This is a genomic window from Parasphingorhabdus sp., from assembly GCF_036963705.1.
Lineage (GTDB): Bacteria > Pseudomonadota > Alphaproteobacteria > Sphingomonadales > Sphingomonadaceae > Parasphingorhabdus.
The window spans coordinates 13,432-31,109 of sequence record NZ_JBALUT010000033.1; the positions used below are offsets into that span (position 1 = coordinate 13,432).

The 17,678-nt window shown below is 57.7% G+C and carries 17 protein-coding genes; 10 read left to right on the forward strand and 7 right to left on the reverse strand.

Going from position 1 to position 17,678, the window contains the following annotated elements:
- Positions 1-4: 4 nt before the first annotated feature.
- From V7680_RS09150 to V7680_RS09180, 7 genes are all read left to right on the forward strand, one after another.
- The gene (locus V7680_RS09150; protein ID WP_335652987.1) at positions 5-1,318 is read left to right on the forward strand and encodes a cytochrome P450; all 1,314 of its coding nucleotides are present in this window, start codon (positions 5-7) and stop codon (positions 1,316-1,318) included.
- A 75-nt stretch (positions 1,319-1,393) separates the two neighbouring features.
- Positions 1,394-2,824, forward strand: coding sequence for an aldehyde dehydrogenase family protein (locus V7680_RS09155; RefSeq protein WP_335652988.1), 1,431 nt, complete (start codon positions 1,394-1,396; stop codon positions 2,822-2,824).
- A 134-nt stretch (positions 2,825-2,958) separates the two neighbouring features.
- Positions 2,959-4,131, forward strand: coding sequence for an acetyl-CoA C-acetyltransferase (locus tag V7680_RS09160; protein WP_335652989.1), 1,173 nt, complete (start codon positions 2,959-2,961; stop codon positions 4,129-4,131).
- Between the two features lie 63 nt (positions 4,132-4,194).
- Positions 4,195-4,977: an SDR family NAD(P)-dependent oxidoreductase gene (locus V7680_RS09165; protein WP_335652990.1), complete on the forward strand. Its 783-nt coding sequence runs from the start codon at positions 4,195-4,197 to the stop codon at positions 4,975-4,977.
- Positions 4,978-5,039: 62 nt separating this feature from the next.
- Entirely contained in the window at positions 5,040-5,912 is an 873-nt protein-coding gene (locus tag V7680_RS09170; protein ID WP_335652991.1) for a crotonase/enoyl-CoA hydratase family protein, read from the forward strand.
- 34 nt (positions 5,913-5,946) lie between these two features.
- Positions 5,947-6,576 carry a TetR family transcriptional regulator gene (locus V7680_RS09175; RefSeq protein WP_335652992.1) on the forward strand — a complete coding sequence of 210 codons (630 nt, stop codon included), beginning with the start codon at positions 5,947-5,949 and terminating at the stop codon, positions 6,574-6,576.
- A 53-nt stretch (positions 6,577-6,629) separates the two neighbouring features.
- On the forward strand, positions 6,630-7,580 hold the full coding sequence (locus V7680_RS09180; protein WP_335652993.1) for an MBL fold metallo-hydrolase: 951 nt from the start codon (positions 6,630-6,632) through the stop codon (positions 7,578-7,580).
- A gap of 9 nt (positions 7,581-7,589) precedes the next feature.
- Here V7680_RS09180 and yghU read toward each other — a convergent pair whose 3' ends face one another.
- The 5 genes from yghU to V7680_RS09205 form a co-directional block, all read right to left on the reverse strand.
- Positions 7,590-8,480 (reverse strand): glutathione-dependent disulfide-bond oxidoreductase, encoded by an 891-nt coding sequence (gene yghU, locus V7680_RS09185; protein WP_335652994.1) that lies wholly within the window; start codon positions 8,478-8,480, stop codon positions 7,590-7,592.
- A gap of 101 nt (positions 8,481-8,581) precedes the next feature.
- Positions 8,582-8,896 (reverse strand): DUF1330 domain-containing protein, encoded by a 315-nt coding sequence (locus tag V7680_RS09190; protein WP_335652995.1) that lies wholly within the window; start codon positions 8,894-8,896, stop codon positions 8,582-8,584.
- Between the two features lie 9 nt (positions 8,897-8,905).
- Complete coding sequence (locus tag V7680_RS09195; protein ID WP_335652996.1) at positions 8,906-10,102, reverse strand: acyl-CoA dehydrogenase family protein; 1,197 nt, start codon at positions 10,100-10,102, stop codon at positions 8,906-8,908.
- 12 nt (positions 10,103-10,114) lie between these two features.
- Positions 10,115-11,227, reverse strand: coding sequence for an acyl-CoA dehydrogenase family protein (locus V7680_RS09200; protein WP_335652997.1), 1,113 nt, complete (start codon positions 11,225-11,227; stop codon positions 10,115-10,117).
- A 29-nt stretch (positions 11,228-11,256) separates the two neighbouring features.
- Positions 11,257-12,468 (reverse strand): CaiB/BaiF CoA transferase family protein, encoded by a 1,212-nt coding sequence (locus tag V7680_RS09205; protein ID WP_335652998.1) that lies wholly within the window; start codon positions 12,466-12,468, stop codon positions 11,257-11,259.
- A gap of 92 nt (positions 12,469-12,560) precedes the next feature.
- Here V7680_RS09205 and V7680_RS09210 point away from each other — a divergent pair, with 92 nt between their 5' ends.
- Positions 12,561-14,072: a hypothetical protein gene (locus tag V7680_RS09210; protein ID WP_335652999.1), complete on the forward strand. Its 1,512-nt coding sequence runs from the start codon at positions 12,561-12,563 to the stop codon at positions 14,070-14,072.
- Here the strand turns inward: V7680_RS09210 and V7680_RS09215 are convergent.
- A complete protein-coding gene (locus V7680_RS09215; RefSeq protein WP_335653000.1) occupies positions 14,062-15,099 on the reverse strand; it encodes a PLP-dependent cysteine synthase family protein in 1,038 nt (345 codons plus the stop codon). The two genes, V7680_RS09210 and V7680_RS09215, sit on opposite strands and share 11 nt — an antisense overlap.
- A gap of 104 nt (positions 15,100-15,203) precedes the next feature.
- On the opposite strand from V7680_RS09215, the gene V7680_RS09220 reads away from it, so the two are divergent.
- Positions 15,204-15,674: an Lrp/AsnC family transcriptional regulator gene (locus tag V7680_RS09220; protein ID WP_335653001.1), complete on the forward strand. Its 471-nt coding sequence runs from the start codon at positions 15,204-15,206 to the stop codon at positions 15,672-15,674.
- 277 nt (positions 15,675-15,951) lie between these two features.
- A complete protein-coding gene (locus tag V7680_RS09225; protein WP_335653002.1) occupies positions 15,952-17,244 on the forward strand; it encodes an APC family permease in 1,293 nt (430 codons plus the stop codon).
- A 69-nt stretch (positions 17,245-17,313) separates the two neighbouring features.
- Here the strand turns inward: V7680_RS09225 and V7680_RS09230 are convergent.
- On the reverse strand, positions 17,314-17,678 hold a 365-nt coding region (locus tag V7680_RS09230), incomplete at its 5' end, for a fumarylacetoacetate hydrolase family protein (RefSeq protein WP_335653003.1).

Here is a 17,678-nt window from a genome sequence, read left to right on the forward strand (position 1 = left end):
TCTGATGGCAACATATGCAGAGCCCATTTTGACCGGCGAAGATGCGCTGGCGATCATCGATCCGGCCAATTATGTCGAATGGGACAGTCTGCTCGACCGTTTCGACAGGTTGCGCAGAGAGACGCCGATCGTCCGCGTGGTCAATGACGAAGTCCATGATCCCTTCTGGCTGGTGACCAGCTATGACGACGTCATGCGGATCAGCAAGGACAACAAGCTGTTCCTCAACAGTCCGCGCAGCATTACCTTCAGCGACAAGAACAGCGGTGCCTTTGTCAAATCGATCACCGGCGGCGACCCCAATCTGGTCCGTTCGCTGGTTGCGCTCGATGCGCCAACCCACCCCCAATATCGCCGGCTGACGCAAGACTGGTTCATGCCGAAAAATCTTCGGAAGATGGAAGACGAGCTTCGGGCGCTGGCCAAGGTAACGGTCGACCGGCTGCTGTCTGGCGATCAAAAAGACGGCAAATATGAAGCCGATTTCGTGCCTCTGATATCCGCGCCTTATCCGCTCCATGTGGTGATGCAGATATTGGGCGTGCCGGAAGCGGACGAGCAGCGGATGCTGTTTCTCACCCAGCAGATGTTCGGCGGGCAGGATGAGGATCTCAACAAGTCCGGCATGGCCAATATGACGCCGGAGCAGATCATGCAGCTGGTGGTCGGTGCTGTTGCCGACTTCGAGGCCTATTTTGCCAAGCTGACTCAGGAAAAGCGCGCAAATCCGACCGATGATGTCGCAAGCGTGATCGCGAACGCAAAAGTCGACGGCGCGCATCTCAGCGACCGCGATATGGCGGGCTATTATATCATTCTTGCCGCCGCCGGCCATGATACGACATCGGCATCCACCGCAGGCGCGATGTTGGCGCTGGCTCAGGATCCCGAGCAATTTGCCCGGCTCAAGGCCGACCGTGATCTGCTCCCCGGGATTGTCGAGGAAGCGATCCGCTGGACGACGCCGGTGCAGCATTTCATGCGCACCGCTGCCGAAGATACCGAACTGGGCGGACAGAAAATTGCCAAGGATGACTGGCTGATGATCAGCTATATCGCGGCCAATCACGACGAGAGCGTGTTTCCCGACCCGCGCAAATTCGACGCGAGCCGCTCGCCCAACCGGCATCTGTCCTTTGGTGCGGGTGCGCATCAATGTCTCGGCTTGCACATGGCGCGGCTGGAAATGAAGATATTGTTCAACGAACTGCTCGACCGGATCGAAACGCTGGAACTGGCAGGCGAACCCAAGCGTGCAAAATCAACCTTTGTCGGCGGCCTCAAAACCCTGCCGATACGATATAGTCTATCAAAATGAATGGCGCGCGAGGCCTTGTAATAGCGTATAGACGACTCAAATAGAAGTGAACGGCAGTCCCCAAAGGAGAGCGAAATGGTTACCCAATACAAGAATTTGATCAACGGCGAGATGGTCGGCGCCACGAACGTGCTGGATGTCGTCAACCCGGCCAATGAAGAAGTGATCGGTCAGGTGCCCGCCTCCGGTGAAGCCGAACTTAACAGCGCGGTTTCGGCTGCGCGTGCCGCGTTCAAGACCTGGTCGAAAACACCGATCGACGAACGCCGCAAAGTGGTCCAGGCTATTGCCGGCGTGATCAATGAGAATAATGACGAGCTGTTCCGCCTGCTCACCGCCGAGCAAGGCAAGCCCCATGCTCAGGCGCAGGGCGAAATCGCCGGTGCTGCCTATATGGCGGGTTCGCAGGCAACGCTGGAACTTGATGACGAGATCAACGAGGATACAGAGCAACGGCTGAGCCGTACCCGCCGCGTGCCGGTCGGTGTCGTCGCCGGTATCGTGCCGTGGAATTTCCCGGTGATGATGGCGGTGCAGAAAATCGCCCCCGCACTCTTGTCCGGCTGCACGATCGTGCTCAAGCCATCGCCGTTCACGCCATTGACGACTTTGCGTCTCGCTGAACTGATCAAGGATGTGGCCCCTCCGGGCGTCGTCAATATCATCACCGGTGAAGACAGCCTCGGTCCATTGATGACCTCGCATCCCGATATCGACAAGATCACCTTCACCGGCTCGACCGCGACCGGCAAGAAGATCATGGAAGGTGCTTCCAAGGATCTCAAGCGGATCACGCTGGAGCTGGGCGGCAATGACGCCTCGATCGTCCTGCCCGACGCCAATGTCGAAAAGGTTGCCGAGCAATTGTTCTGGTCAAGCTTCACCAACGCCGGACAAATCTGTGTTGCTGCGAAACGCATCTATATCCACGAGGATATTTATGACGAACTCAGCGCTGCGATTGCCGCATTTGCGAAAAATGTGAAGGTCGGCGACGGCGCGCATCAGGGTACGGCGGTTGGTCCGGTCCAGAACAAGAAGCAATATGAGCGGGTGCTCGAGCTGATCAAGGATGCCAAGGATAACGGCTATAAGTTCCTGGTCGGCGGCGATGCCAAGGAAGAGGGCATCCCCGGCTATTATGTGCCGATCACGATTCTCGACAACCCGCCGGAAGATGCGCGGATTGTTGCCGAAGAGCAATTTGGTCCGGTCATGCCGCTGATGAAATTCAGCACCACGGATGAAGCGATCAGCCGCGCCAATGCCAGCGAATATGGTCTTGCCGGCGCTGTGTGGACCGCCAACCCCGACGAAGGTGTCCGGGTTGCCGAACAGCTTGAAACCGGCACCGTGTGGGTCAATGAATTCCTCCACCTGTCACCTTTCGCACCCTTTGGCGGACATAAACAGTCCGGCTTTGGCGCCGAATATGGCAAGGAAGGCCTGCTCGAATTCACCTATCCTCAGGTGATCACGGTCAAGAAAGACAATGTACCCGCCTGATCGGGCGAAAATCGAATTTGAAAAGCCGGTTATCACAATGGTGATGACCGGCTTTTTCATTTGACGCTAGGCTCTCTGCAGTTTAATCGGTCAGTTAAATTACAGGATTCTCACATAGTCAAAGGAATGACAACATGGCAGTAGCTTATATCGTAGACGCGGTCCGTACCGCTGGTGGCCGTCGCGGAGGCCGTTTGGCCGGAATCCATGCAGTGGATCTGGGTGCCGCCACGTTGAACGCGATTGCCGAGCGCAATGATTTTGACCCGAGCGCCATCGAAGACGTGATTACCGGTTGTGTGATGCAGGGCGGCGAACAGGCTGGCGACGTTGGCCGCAATGCGGTTCTCGCCTCCAATCTTCCGGACAGCATTCCGTCGGTTTCGATTGATCGCCAGTGTGGATCCTCGCAACAGTCGATCCAGTTCGCGGCCCAGGGCATCATGTCGGGTACCCAGGATATCGTCCTGGCGCACGGCATCGAAAGCATGACCCGCGTGCCAATGGGTTCGACGTTCAAATTGTTCAAGGATGCGGGACTCGGATCGAATAAATCGGAAGGCCTCGAAAAAGCCTATCCGGGTATCCAGTTCAGCCAGTTCATGGGCGCTGAAATGATGGTCAAGAAGCATGGCTTTACCCGTGACGATCTCGACCAGTTTGCACTGGAAAGCCACCACAAGGCGATCAAGGCGACCGAATCCGGCGCGTTTAACCGTGAAATTATCGGCGTGAAAATTCAGACACCCGAAGGCGAAGAAGTACATATGGTCGATGAAGGCATTCGTTTTGACGCGACGAAGGAAAGCATCGGCGCGGTTAAGATTCTGCAGGAAGGCGGCGCGATTACTGCTGCCAATGCCAGCCAGATTTGCGATGGCTCCAGCGCAGTGCTGGTCTGTTCCGAACAGGCGCTGAAAGATCACGGCCTGACCCCGCGCGCGCGGATCGTGAATATGACCGTAACCGCCGGTGACCCGGTAATCATGCTCGAGGAACCCTTGTTCGCGACCGACCGCGCCTTGCAGCGTGCCGGCATGAACATCGGCGATATCGATCTTTACGAAGTAAACGAAGCCTTCGCTCCCGTGCCGCTGGCATGGCTCAAGCATGTCGGTGCGGACCGTGACAAGATCAACGTCAACGGCGGCGCGATCGCTCTCGGCCACCCGCTTGGCGCTTCGGGTACCAAGCTGATGGCAACCCTGCTCAACGCTTTGGAAGCCCGCGGATCGAAATATGGCCTGCAAACCATGTGCGAAGGCGGTGGTCAGGCAAATGTTACGATTATCGAGCGTCTCGGTTAATTGACCAATTTCGCCATGCTGAACCTGTTTCAGCATGGCGACCAATAGAAGAAAGACAAGAATATGGAACTCAACAGCAATATCTCCGCAGTCATCACCGGCGGCGCATCCGGCCTCGGCGCGGCAACCGCTCGTCGTCTGGCTGCCAAGGGCGTCAAAGTCGCTCTGTTCGACCTCAACGAGGAAAAGGGCGAAGCGCTCGCCGCTGAACTCGGCGGTGTCTTCTGCAAGGTCAATGTGACCGACGAAGAAAGCGTCGATGCAGGCTTTGAAAAAGCGCGCGCAGCCAACGGGCAGGAACGTATCCTGGTCAATTGCGCCGGTATCGGCAACGCGATCAAGACCGCAAGCCGCTCGAAAGAAGATGGCTCGATCAAGCATTTCCCGCTCGATGCCTTCAATTTCGTGATTCAGGTCAATCTGGTCGGCACTTTCCGCTGCATCGCCAAATCGGCAGCGGGCATGATGAGCCTTGAACCTCTGGCAGACGGCGATCGCGGCGCGATGGTCAACACTGCATCGGTTGCGGCCGAAGATGGCCAGATCGGTCAGGCGGCTTATGCAGCTTCCAAGGGCGGCGTTGTCGGCATGACATTGCCGATCGCGCGTGATCTTTCCCGCGAAGGCATCCGCCTCAACACCATATTGCCGGGTATCTTCGATACGCCATTGCTCGCCGGTGCACCGCAAAATGTCCGTGACGCTCTCGGCGCCATGGTCCCGCATCCAGCGCGACTGGGGCAGCCGGACGAATATGCCGCTCTCGCCATGTGCATGATCGAGACGCAATATTTCAACGGCGAGGATGTCCGTCTCGATGGCGCCATCCGGATGGCACCGCGCTAGACTAGGCAAATAAGGGGGCTGCGAGAAACTCGCGGCCCTTTTTGTATCTGATGGAGAAGTCGATGACCGATTACACGCAAATCCTCTATGACGTCGCTGACAATATCGCGACGATCACCATCAACCGTCCGGAAAAGATGAACGCGTTCACCGGGACGATGATCAAGGAAATGACCGACGCCTTTGACCGCATCGATGCCGATGACGATGTTCGGGCCGTCGTTGTGACCGGAGCGGGCGACCGTGCCTTCTGCGCTGGCGCTGATCTGACCCCGGAGGATGGCAGAAAGCCGTTCGCCAGCGAAGACCGGGTGGAGGATTATTCCGATCCCCGCGTCCGTGATGGTGGCGGTCTGTTGATCCTGCGCATCTATCAATGCCTCAAACCGGTTATCGGCGCGATCAACGGCGTTGCCGTGGGTGTTGGCGCGACCATGCTGCTGCCGATGGATATGCGGCTGGCCAGCGAGAGCGCGCGCTTCGGTTTTGTGTTTGCCCGGCGCGGCATTGCTCCCGATGGTGCGGCAAGCTGGTTCCTGCCCAATCTTGTTGGTCGTGCCCAGGCACTGGAATGGTGCCTGACCGGCCGGATCTTCGATGCTCAGGAAGCGCTCAAGGGCGGGCTTGTCCGGTCATTGCACAAACCGGCGGACCTGTTGCCAGCCGCTTATGCCCTGGCGCGAGAGATTGTCGACAATACCGCGCCGGTCTCGATCGCTGTAACCCGCCAGATGCTGTGGCAATTGCCCGCTGCCGCACACCCGATGGAAGCGCATAAGGTCGATAGCCGGATCATCTATAATCGCGCGAAATCAGCCGATGCGAAAGAAGGGATTGCCAGCTTCCTCGAGAAGCGCAGCCCCAACTATCCGGATAAAGTGTCTACCGACTTACCAGACACCTTCCCTTGGTGGGAAGAACCTGTCTATAAGTGACATAAATGTGAATTAGAATGGGTAGGGGAAGACTATGGGCGTCGACAAATTGGCGGCAAAGGCGAATGAAGCTGGCGCGCGTGACAAGCTGATCGAAACCGCCAGCCAGATCATGCGGCAGGGCGATACGATCGATATTTCCTTCAGCGAACTATCGGTTCTGTCTGGCCTCAATAGTGCGCTGGTCAAATATTATTTCGGCAACAAGGATGGCCTGCTCGAGGCGATTCTCGAACGCGATATGGATAATATTCTGGAACAGGTTGGCTTGTTGACCAAAAAAGACTGGCCGCCGGAGGACAAGCTACGGCACCATATCGGTGCGGTAATCGATACCTATTATGCATTTCCCTATCTCAACCGACTGACGATGCGTCTGATTCGCGAATTGCCACCGGAGGGCGCGCGCAACATCGCGGACAAATATCTGAAGCCACTTTCCGAAGCCTATAAGGTCTTTGTCGGTGCCGGCATCAAGTCTGGTGTGTTCCGCGATGTCGATCCCGATCTCTTTTATTCCGCCGTCACCGGTGCCGCCGACCGGTTCTTTACCGGCAAGCTGGTCTGGAAATATTGCTACGGCCGGGATGATTTCGACACACGGATGCGCGACGCCTATCGCGAGCAGACCGTCGACCTGATCATGGCGGGAATTTTGAAGTAATAATTTGTCGAATCGGGGATGATCGCATGAACAGGGCTGCAGGAATTCTAGGATTGGCTTTATCCCTCGCGATCGCTTCGCCTGCGCTGGCGCATGGCAGCAAAGCGGCACAACCCGCCTCGCACGGACCGGTGATGAGCCCTGATCAAATCTACACAGCATTCGGCTGGGATTTTGACAAGGCGGAGATCAAGACCCAGAAAATTGCAGATGGATTTTATGTCCTGTTCGGACTGGGCGGCAATATCGCGGTATCGGTTGGCAAAGACGGCACGCTGATTGTCGACGACCAGTTTCCGCAGCTTATGCCGAAGATCAAGGCCGCGCTGAAAGATATCGGCAGTGAAGACGTTGACTTCGTGGTCAACACGCACTGGCATTTTGACCATGCCGACGGCAATCTCACGCTCGGCAAGGAAGGCAGCTGGATCGTCAGCCAGTCCAACAGCAGAGCGATGATGATCGACGACCATATCGTCAATTTCGGTCCGTTTGCCGGCGAGCAGAAAGCCTATCCCGAGCATGCCCTGTCGGACATCACCTTTGATGACAGTATGCAATTCCACATCAATGACCAGAAGATCGAATTGCTGCATGTCGGTCCCGCTCACACAAATGGCGATGCAGCGGTCATCTTTCGCGGCGTGAACGCAGTCCATCTCGGCGATGTGTTCAACAATAGCGGCTATCCGTTCATCGACGCCGACAATGGCGGCGATCTGGCCGGGATGATCGCCTTTTGCCAGACGGTCCAGGACGCGATCGACGATGATACCAAAGTCATCCCCGGTCATGGCCCCGTTACCGACCGGGCGAAGCTGGCCCGTTATATCGAGGTTCTCACGATCATACAGGGCCGGGTGCAGGCGCTGATCGACGATGGTAAATCGTTGCAGGAGATCATGGCAGCCAAACCGACCGCGGAATTTGACGCAGAATTTCAGGCCAATGAAATGATGCTGCCAAGTTTCCTCAGCCGCGTTTATGCAAGCCTGACTCGCTAAGAGCGACTTCTACTCCGCCGCTTCTTCTTTCGGCTCGAGCTTGTCCTGCGTGCGCAGTTCGAAATCGCTGGCATCATGGCGTTCGCGCAGCTGACCTTCGAGATCACCCCAGGCGCGATTGACCATTTTGCCGCGAAGCACCGCCGGCCGCTCGCCGATCATGTCGGTCCAGCGGTTCATATTCTTGTACGAGTCGGTGTCGAGAAATTCGGACGCCTGATAGACGATATTCTTGACCAGTGCGCCATACCAGGGCCAGATCGCGATATCGGCGATGCTATATTCGTCGCCTGCCATATATTCATTGTCGGCAAGATGGCGGTCGAGCACGTCGAGCTGGCGTTTGACCTCCATGGCAAAGCGGTCGATACAATATTCGATCTTCACCGGTGCATAGGCATAGAAATGACCAAAACCGCCGCCAAGATAAGGCGCGCTGCCCATTTGCCAGAACAGCCAGTTGATCGCTTCGGCGCGCTTGTAGGGGTCGGTCGGGAGGAATTCACCGAATTTTTCAGCAAGATAAAGCAGCATCGAGCCGGATTCGAACAGCCGGGTCGGCTTGTCGGTGCTGTGATCCATCAACGCCGGGATTTTGCTGTTCGGATTGATATCGACGAAGCCGCTACCGAATTGGTCGCCTTCGCCAATATTGATATAATAGGCGTCATATTCGGCGCCCTTGTGACCCAGAGCCAGCAGCTCCTCGAGCATCACCGTGACCTTCACGCCATTGGGGGTCGCCATCGAGTATAGCTGGAACGGATGCTTGCCGACCGGCAGTTCGACCTCTTTGGTCGGCCCTGCGATCGGACGATTGATATTGGCAAATCGCCCGCCACTTTCCTTGTCCCATTTCCAGACTTTCGGGGGGGTATAGTCGGGCAGTTCTGCTGTCATGGGATAGTTCCTTTGTTGCTGGATAGGACGCGTAGCATTTGCAATCGCCCCGATCACGCAAGTTTTTCTGCGTCCGCTCCAAGCGGATTTATGAGCGCCGCCTAATCCCCGACTTTGTCGCTGTGCAACATTGTCAGATATTGCAGCCTTGTCGAGGCCCGCCGATGTTCGGACAGGGCCTGATAGTCCGGATCATTATACCATGCGGTTGCACTGGTCTGATCGGGAAACTTGAGCAGCACGACCCGGCCCCTGGGCGGTGCTTCGCCTTCGAAGGTGAGGCAATGATCGTCCAGAGCAATGATTTTCCCGCCATGTCGCTTGAGGATCGGGAAGAATCCTTGCTCATATTCGTGATATCTGGCCGCATCCTCGATGATTACATTGGCGATGACATGGACGGACGAATCAGACATTATTTGTTCCTAGTTCATTTCAGCGAATGTCTTGTCTTTGTCGACGCGAACGTCCTGTGGCAGGCCAAGCACCCGTTCGGCGATGATATTCTTGAGGATTTCATCGGTTCCGCCAGCGATTCTCAGACCCGGCGCCCACATGAAGCTTTCCTGGAAGATCGCGTCGGAAGGCGCTTCGTCCTTGTCGGCTATGATGCCGAAATGGTCCTGCATTTCGATCGCGCTGTTGCAGATATCCTGCAGATGGTTGGCGTTGATGATCTTGCCGATCGCATTTTCCGGACCCGGCGTTTCGCCACGCGACAAGGCTGTCTGGGTGCGGAACTTGGTCAGCTTGTATCCCTGCGCCGCGACATACCAGTCGGCCAGCTTTGCGCGGAACGCCTGATCGGACATGGTGCCGGCGGACCGCGCATAATCCATGATTTCCTTCCAGTCGGGTCCCGGAGATCCGCCAACCGCCAGCCGCTCGTTCATCAGGGTGACGAGCGCCACTTTCCAGCCCATGCCGGGCTCGCCCAGACGATCGGCGTCGGGAATGCGGACGTCGGTGAAATAGACTTCGTTAAACTCGCTGCCGCCGGATGCCTGATGGATCGGCCGCACGTCGACGCCTTGTTGTTTCATGTCGACGATGAACATGGTCAGACCCTTGTGCTTGGGCACGTTGGGATCGGTACGGACCAAGAGGATACCATAATCGGAATAATGGGCACCGGAAGTCCACACTTTCTGACCATTTATGACCCATTCGTCACCATCTTTGACTGCTTTTGTCTTCAAACCGGCAACATCCGACCCGGCTGCCGGTTCGGAGAAGAGCTGGCACCAGACTTCTTCGCCCATCAGCGCTTTGCGGACATATTTCTTCTTGTGCTCGTCCGATCCGAAAGCAATCACGGTCGGGACACACATGCCGAGACCGATCGCGAACGGGCCGGTCGGCGCATCAAATTTGGCTTCTTCCTGTCCCCAGATAACCTGCTGCATCACGGTGCCGCCGCGACCGCCCATCTCCTTGGGCCAGGTGATTTGCGCGAAGCCGCCTTCCGCCTTGATCTTCTGCCAAGCCTTGGCGCGGGCGAGAAAATCCTCGCGGCCACCGGAGCGCAAGGCACCCGGCGTTTTTGCCTTCAGATGTTGTGATAGAAAAGCCTGCGCCTCGGCGCGAAATTCTGCTTCTTCTGGTGTGTCATTGAAATCCATGTCTAATTCCTTCTAACCGTTTTTAGCTTCGAGCGCGCTGACCAATTTCTCTTTCCAGACCGCCGGGCTGCCCGCTTGTACGGAGAGCAATTTGGCGCGGCGGTAGAAGAGGTGGCAATCCACCTCCCAGGTGAAGCCCATGCCGCCGTGCGTCTGGATATTTTCCTTTGACGCAAACCAGAAGGCTTCCGACGCCGCGACCCGCGCTGCAGCTGCCGCTTCGGGGAGTTCCACCGCGTTGCTGGATAATGCCCAGGCGCCATAATAAGCGTTGGAGCGAGCGACTTCGTTTTTGACATACATGTCGGCGAGCTTGTGCTTGATCGCCTGATTGCCGCCGATGGCCCGGCCAAAAGCGACGCGTTCCTTGGCATAGGCATTGGCCATTTCGAGACAGCGCGACGCGCCACCCAATTGTTCGAAGGCGAGCAATACCGCTGCGCGATCATTGATCTGGTCGAGCAGCGCCATGCCATTGCCCGCTTCGCCGAGCAGCGCGGCTTCCGCGCCCTCAAAGTTGATCGTAGCGTGGCTGCGGGTCGGTTCGAGCGTCTTGATCGGTTCGCGCGACACGCCGCTCTGGGTGAGGTCGACAATCACCAGGCTTTCGCCGCTGCCGTCTTTGACCAGCACCACCGCATGGGTGGCAATGTCGCCATCGGTCACCGGGATTTTCTTGCCTGCTATCGTGCTGCCGTTGAGACGGGTCGCGACATTGCCGGCTTTGATCTCGCCCGGTCCTTCGCTGATCGCGATACAGCCGACGATGCTGCCGTCGGCAACCTTGGGCAGCAGTTCCAGCTTCTGTTCTTCGCTACCAGCCAGTTTCAGCGCTTCGGCAAAGAAAAAGGCCGATGATCCGAAGGGCACGGGGGCGAGAACGCGGCCCAGTTCCTCTGCGATCACGCAAAGCTCGAGCATGCCGAGACCAAGTCCGCCATATTCTTCGGGAATGGCGGCGCCGAGCCAGCCCATTTCCACAATCTTTTTCCACACGCCGTCATTGTGGCTCATATTTTCATCATCGAGCACGGCGCGGACATGCGCGCTGGTGCATTGTGCCTCGAGAAACTTGCGTGCTTCATCGCGGAGAAACTTCTGATCGTCAGAAAAATCAAAATTCATGGTTTAGACCTCGTCCTGTTTCATCATTATCATTCGTCATTGGCGGGCATGCCGAGGGCACCCCGTATTTCGTCATTATCCGCGCCGAGTGTCGGCGGGTCGGCATAGATATTCGCCGGGCTGGCGGAATAATGGACCGGATGTTTGATCGTCCGATATTTGCCGATCTTCGGTCCCTCCCGTTCCTGCCAGAAACCGACCTGCTTGAGATGCGGATCGTCAAGAACATCGGTGATCTTGTTATAGCGCATCGCCGGGATATTATGTTCGTCGAGCAAGGGCAGCCACTCGTCGGTGGTCTTGGTCGCGGCGATTTCCTCGATCAACGCATAGAGCGCGGTAATATTCTTTGTGCGCTCTTTATAGGTGGCGAAGCGCGGTTCCTCGAACACACCGGGCTTGCCGCCGAGTTCGAAGAATTTTTCCCATTGCGCGTCGCTATAGGGGACCAGTCCGATATAGCCGTCCTTGGTCGGGTAAGGCTTGCGATTGGGATTGATCGATCTTGTATAAGCCATCTTGCCGTTGCCGGGGATGAAGGTCTCGCCCCACAGATTCTCGACCATGTTGAACCAGGTGAAGGCTTCGAACATCGGCACCTGGACAAATTGTCCTTCGCTGGTCTTTTCCTTGTGATACATCGCCGCGAGCGTCGCGTTGACCGCGAACAGACCGATGGTCTTGTCGGCCACCAGCGACGGCATATAAAGTGGCCGCCCGCTGTCTCCGCGCATTTCGAACAGGCTGGCGAAGCCGGAGGCGCACTGGATCAGGTCGTCATAGGCCTGGCGTTTTTCATATTCGCCGCCCTGGCCGAAACCGGCGCAATGGACATAGACGATAGCGGGGTTGATCGCCTTGACGCTTTCATAGTCGAGCCCCAGACGCGCCATGCCAGCGAGCCGGACATTGTGGAAAAACACGTCGGCATGTTTGAGCAGTTCGAGAATGACCGCCTTGTCATCGTCGTCCTTACCGTTGAGTGTGACGGATTTCTTGTTGCGGTTGAGCGATGAGAAGATCGGGCCGAGATCTCCGGTCGGGCTGTCACCGGCATGGCGCATCATGTCGCCGGCGAATTTGCCCTCGCCATTTTCGATCTTGATGACGTCCGCGCCCATGTCGGCAAAGTTGAGAGTCGCGAAGGGGCCGAGAACGACGGTCGACATATCGACGATCTTGAGACCCTTGAGCGGACCGGTCGGTTCGGTTTCCCATTTCAGCTCTGGCCATCCGCTCATTCGATAGTCCCCAATTTATTTAGGTGCATTGTTTCCCTTGTCTGTTATCATGTTTAATCGATTGATGAACTGTTTATTTTTGGGGATTTTATATGGCTTTGGTGGATCCGAAGGCTCCGGTGTTGGTTGGTGTGGGGGAAGCAAGCGGCGGATCTCTGGGGCTGGAATGGCCTTCGACGGTTGATCTTGCGGCGGCAGCGATCAGGGCGGCATTGGCGGACAGCGGAGCAGCGGACAAGCTGGCGGCGTCGATCGATTGCCTGCTGTCGATTCGGTTGTTCCATGATAGCGGTCTACCACATGAATTTGGTTCGCCGGAGAATCACCCCGAAGCGGTCGCCACGGCGTCCGGTCTTAATCCGGCAACCCTGCTATACGGCGATGTCGGTGGCCAGAGCCCGCAGAAACATCTCAACAAGCTCGCGGCCCAGGTCCATAGCGGCGAGTATAAAGCGGTGATGCTCTCGAGCGCAGAGAATATGGGAACCGTCAAACGGGCGCGGCGCAGCGGTCACAAGCTCGATTGGAACCAGCCAGCGACCCGCGACATGATCGATCTCAAGACCGACGAAGACAAGATGCTCACTGCCTATGAATGGCGGCAGGGGATTATCAGCATGCCGATGGCCTATGGCATTGTCGAGAATGCCCGCCGTGCCCGGCTGGGAATGGATCGCGACAGCTATGCACAGAGCATGGCCGAATTGTGGGAGGCCTTTGCCGGCGTGTCGCTGTCTCGCCAGCATGCACAATTTGCGCGGAAATGGACGGCGGAGGAATTGCTCGCCGACGATCATGGCAATTACCGGCTCAACGATCCCTTCCGCCGCTGGATGGTGGCGCAGGATGCGGTCGAACTGGGCGCTGCGGTAATCTTGACCACGGCCGGTCATGCCGCGGAAATGGGTGTCGCCGAAGAAAAGATGATTTATCTCCACAGCGCTGCCGATGCCAGCGTGCCGTTGATGAGCCTGCAGGACGATCTGTCGGTTTCGCCGGCGATGCAGGTCGCTTTTCCCAAGGCACTGGAACTGGCGGAAGTGGAGGCCGGTGATCTCGGCCCGATTGATATTTACAGCTGCTTCCCTGTTGCGGTGTCGCTGGCGATGGACGCGCTCGGTTCGCCGGACCGGTCATTGTCTTCCTATACGCTAACCGGCGGGCTCAGCTTTTTCGGCGGACCCGGCAACAGCTATAGCGCCCACGGGATGGTTGCGTTGGTCGAGGCGCTGCGCGAGGATGGCAGCAAGCCGGGCATGATCTCTGCCAACGGCGGGGTGATCAATAAGGAATCGGTCGGCATCTATGCGGCACAGCCCGTCGCTGGCGGCTGGACACCGGACCGGATCGCCGCACCGGTGCGGATTCCGAAACCGGACCATGTCAAAGCAGACCATTTTTTCAACGGCAAGGCGGTGATCAAAAGCTATGCCATGCCTTATGGCAAGGCCAGCCGCGGCGCGGCCAGCGTCTGGCTGGAAGACGAGCAGGGCTTGCCCGCTATCGGAATCTTGCCGGACGCGCCGGAAGATACGGACCTGATCGGACTGGCCGTCGATGTCGTCACCGCGGATGACCGCAATATTGCGACGCTCAGCGGATAGTCTGCATATCCAGCAGTTCGATTTTCGGGGTTAGATAGCAATCCCGGCAGGGTTCTTCCTTCGCCAGATCGGTCGACAGATATTTGCTGTTGCTGTCGGCGAAGATGGTCGCGACCGCCTTGCGGGTGCCGTCAGCGGCGACTGGTTGCTGCAGAGCTACTCGGATTGCGGCGACCAGATTGATGCCGCTGGAGATGCCGACGCCGAGACCGAATTCCTTGTTGAGCTTCTGCGCCATCAGGATCGCGTCGCCGTCGTTCACGCCGATCACGCCGTCCAGTTCGGACAGGTTGAGGATCGCCGGGATGAATTCATCCGACAGGCCCTGCACCCGGTGCTGCCCGCATTTGTGGCCGACCGACAATGTGGGTGATTCAATCGGCTCGACCGGATGGACGGCGATGCTTGCGTCGCGGCCTTTCAGATAGCGGCCCATGCCCATGACCGTGCCGCCGGTACCGACGCCAGCGACAAAGCCGCCGAGCGTGCCGCCGTCGGCAGTTACCTGCTGCCATAGTTCGGGGCCGGTGCCTTCGGCATGTTCGTCGGCATTGACCGGGTTGGAAAATTGGCGCGGCATATAAGCGCCCTGCGCGCCCAGTTCCTCGGCAGCGGCGAGGCAGCCGAGAAAGCCGCCTTGTTCGCGCGAGACCAGACGCACATCCGCGCCATAGATGGCCAGCATCGCTCGCCGTTCGGCGCTGACCCAGTCGGGCATGAAAATGGTGACGGGATGGCCGAGGGCGCAGCCGATGGCGGCAAAGGAGATGCCGCTATTGCCGCTGGTCGCCTCGACAATCATCTGGCCGGGCAGCAAATCGCCGCGCCGCATCGCATCCTGCAGGATCGCCAGCGCCATCCGGTCCTTGATGCTGCCGGACAGGTTGAACATTTCCGCCTTGGCGTAGACGGTGACATCCTGCCCCTCGCAGCGCGCCAGAATCTTGATCATCGGCGTATTGCCGATCAGAGCCGACAGCGACTGCAGCTTGTCATCGCGCGCCCGGCCTACAAAATCCAGCATCATATCTTCCCCTGTCATCATCTGCCTTCACATATGAAGCCAGTCGGGCGGGAAATCCTTGTCAATATTTGGTATCATTGCACGAATAACGTGATAATAATCTGGATATGACCAAAGAAACTAAAAATATTGATGATAATGACCGCAATATCCTGAAAGCCTTGCAGCGCGATGCCAGCCTGTCGCTGGAAAATCTCGCGGCACAGCTCAGCCTCTCGACCAATGCCTGCTGGCGGCGGATCAAGCGGATGGAGGCGGACGGGATCATCGCCCGCCGGGTGGCGATTGTCGATCCGGAAGCGGTCGGCCTGTCGATGACCGTGTTCGTCGCCGTGCGGACCAGCGACCATAGCGACAAATGGCTGGAGAAATTCGCGGCGGCCGCCTCTTCGATCGAGGAAGTGGTCGAATTCTACCGGATGGCGGGCGAGGTCGATTATATGCTCAAACTGCTGGTCCGCGATGTCGCCGACTATGACCGGGTGTACAAGAAACTGATCAAGGCGGTGCCTTTGTCCGATGTGTCGGCGAGCTTCGCGATGGAGCGGATCAAATATGAGACGGCGGTGCCGGTGTGAGGGTGCTTCGCATCAAGTACGGGGAGTAAATCTGCTGTGCTTTCTGCGCGCACAAGCAATAATTGCGGAAGCAGAGGCTGTCGTTCGGCTAACGCCCCGGTTGCATTCATTTTATCGATGAAGTTCGACATCTCAAAGCCGTTAAGCATTCGGTTTCAAAACTGCTTACGCCCATATCAATTTTTGACCGGATGGGTCTGCCGGAACCTCCCGATTCAATAATTTTCTTTTAAAAAAGAAAGTTACATGCAAGTCTCCGTCCGGGGGGACAAGTTACATGGCCCAATTGGAAAGACCTTTCGGTGTTTGGACGGCGACTGCGATGGTCGTGGGTACGATGATTGGTGCGGGTATTTTTGTTCTGCCCGGCCAGCTTGCGCCGCTGGGCTGGACCGGTGCGGTTAGCTGGATTGTCGGCGGTATTGGCGTATTGGCTATCGCCCGTATCATCGCCGATCTAACGATCCAGCGGTCCGACGAGCCCAGTATCCTGACGATCTGCGGCGACATTCTCGGGCTGCTTCCGGGGCGGGTGATCGCCTGGAGTTACTGGGTTTCCATAGTGTGCAGCATGGCGGTGGTCGCCATGGCCGGTGCAGCCTATTTGCTGCATCTGATCCCATCGCTTCCCCACGGACCCCTGGAGCAAGCCATTGGCGGAACGGCAATCGTTGCCGCATTGACCGCTATCAATATCCGCAGCGTGCGCAATGCCGGCAATTTTCAGGTGGCCGCTACGTTGCTCAAACTCGTACCGCTCGTCGTTGTCATTGGAATCGTCGCGTGGCTCGCCGTGAGCGCTCCCGCCACCTATAGTCAGGCTCCGCTAGCTCCCTTTTCGGCCGGGTTGCTGACGCCGGCGCTGGCCATTACATTTTTTGCCCTGCTCGGTTTCGAATCCGCGGGCCTGGTGGCGGAACGGGTACGCGACCCGGCTCGCAACGTCGTGCGTGGTACATTGCTGGGCCTCGCGCTGGTTCTTGCAATCTATATGATCGTGAGCACCGGTATCATGATGGCAAGTCCGGCGGACGAATTATATGCCAGCTCTGCCCCGATCGCCTATTTCGTCACCCGTTTTCTTGGTCCGTGGGCCGGTGATGCCGTTGCATTATTCGCTGCGATATCCGCGATCGGTTGTATCAATGGCTTAATCTTGTTCCTGGGCGAGCTTCCGCTGGGCTTGGTCCGCGACGGCCAGCTGCCCGAATATATGGCGCCGACCAACAGCCACGACGTGGCTGCGCGACCCTTGCTACTGGGCAGCCTGCTGACGATTATACTGATGCTGGCTAGTTCTACAGGAATTGGCGAGAGAGTGCTGGACTTCCTGCTGCGACTGACGACCGCTTCGGCGATCTGGTTTTACGCAGCCGTTTGCATCGCCGCTCTGATGGTGCGTATTCAGCGAGCCCTGGCGGTGGTTGGCCTCGGCTTCTGCTGTTGGGTGCTCTATGGAACCGGCTTGGAAGCGGGCGGCCTCGGCATCCTGTTGATCCTCGTCGCGGTGCCGCTGCATTTCCTGATCGGCGGACGGACGCGTGGTCGCGGGACGGCTCCTGCAGGCTGAACGTCTGGCAGGGCTTATGCCTCCCGCGTTTTCTACACTTTCCGCATTACCTGTGGAAATCAAACCCCATCAAACCGCGACAACGTCCTGCCGGATCGCGCCAAAGATCGAATGACCATCCGCATCCAGCATCTGGATTTTCACGGTGTCGCCAGCGCTCATGAACGGTGTCTTGGGCGCGCCGTCGTTGATGGTTTCGATCATCCGGATTTCGGCGATGCAGCTGTAACCGAGGCCGCCTTCGCTGACCGGCTTGCCGGGGTCGCCGTCGGGTCCCTGATTGGACACGGTGCCGGAACCGATGATCGTGCCGGCGCATAAAGGCCGGGTCTTGGCGGCATGGGCGACCAGATCGGCGAGACTGAAGGTCGCGTCCTTGCCGGCATTGGCGCGGCCGAAGGGCTCGCGATTATAGTCGACCTGCAGCGGCAGGT

Bases quoted from the DNA above. Each gene is read 5' to 3' on its own strand.
- V7680_RS09215 (WP_335653000.1), bottom strand. From the start codon at position 15,099: ATGATGCTGGATTTTGTAGGCCGGGCGCGCGATGACAAGCTGCAGTCG.
- V7680_RS09225 (WP_335653002.1), top strand. From the start codon at position 15,952: ATGGCCCAATTGGAAAGACCTTTCGGTGTTTGGACGGCGACTGCGATG.
- V7680_RS09210 (WP_335652999.1), top strand. From the start codon at position 12,561: ATGGCTTTGGTGGATCCGAAGGCTCCGGTGTTGGTTGGTGTGGGGGAA.
- V7680_RS09170 (WP_335652991.1), top strand. From the start codon at position 5,040: ATGACCGATTACACGCAAATCCTCTATGACGTCGCTGACAATATCGCG.
- V7680_RS09150 (WP_335652987.1), top strand. From the start codon at position 5: ATGGCAACATATGCAGAGCCCATTTTGACCGGCGAAGATGCGCTGGCG.
- V7680_RS09160 (WP_335652989.1), top strand. From the start codon at position 2,959: ATGGCAGTAGCTTATATCGTAGACGCGGTCCGTACCGCTGGTGGCCGT.
- V7680_RS09220 (WP_335653001.1), top strand. From the start codon at position 15,204: ATGACCAAAGAAACTAAAAATATTGATGATAATGACCGCAATATCCTG.
- V7680_RS09195 (WP_335652996.1), bottom strand. From the start codon at position 10,102: ATGGATTTCAATGACACACCAGAAGAAGCAGAATTTCGCGCCGAGGCG.
- V7680_RS09175 (WP_335652992.1), top strand. From the start codon at position 5,947: ATGGGCGTCGACAAATTGGCGGCAAAGGCGAATGAAGCTGGCGCGCGT.
- V7680_RS09165 (WP_335652990.1), top strand. From the start codon at position 4,195: ATGGAACTCAACAGCAATATCTCCGCAGTCATCACCGGCGGCGCATCC.
- V7680_RS09155 (WP_335652988.1), top strand. From the start codon at position 1,394: ATGGTTACCCAATACAAGAATTTGATCAACGGCGAGATGGTCGGCGCC.
- V7680_RS09190 (WP_335652995.1), bottom strand. From the start codon at position 8,896: ATGTCTGATTCGTCCGTCCATGTCATCGCCAATGTAATCATCGAGGAT.
- V7680_RS09205 (WP_335652998.1), bottom strand. From the start codon at position 12,468: ATGAGCGGATGGCCAGAGCTGAAATGGGAAACCGAACCGACCGGTCCG.
- V7680_RS09200 (WP_335652997.1), bottom strand. From the start codon at position 11,227: ATGAATTTTGATTTTTCTGACGATCAGAAGTTTCTCCGCGATGAAGCA.
- yghU (WP_335652994.1), bottom strand. From the start codon at position 8,480: ATGACAGCAGAACTGCCCGACTATACCCCCCCGAAAGTCTGGAAATGG.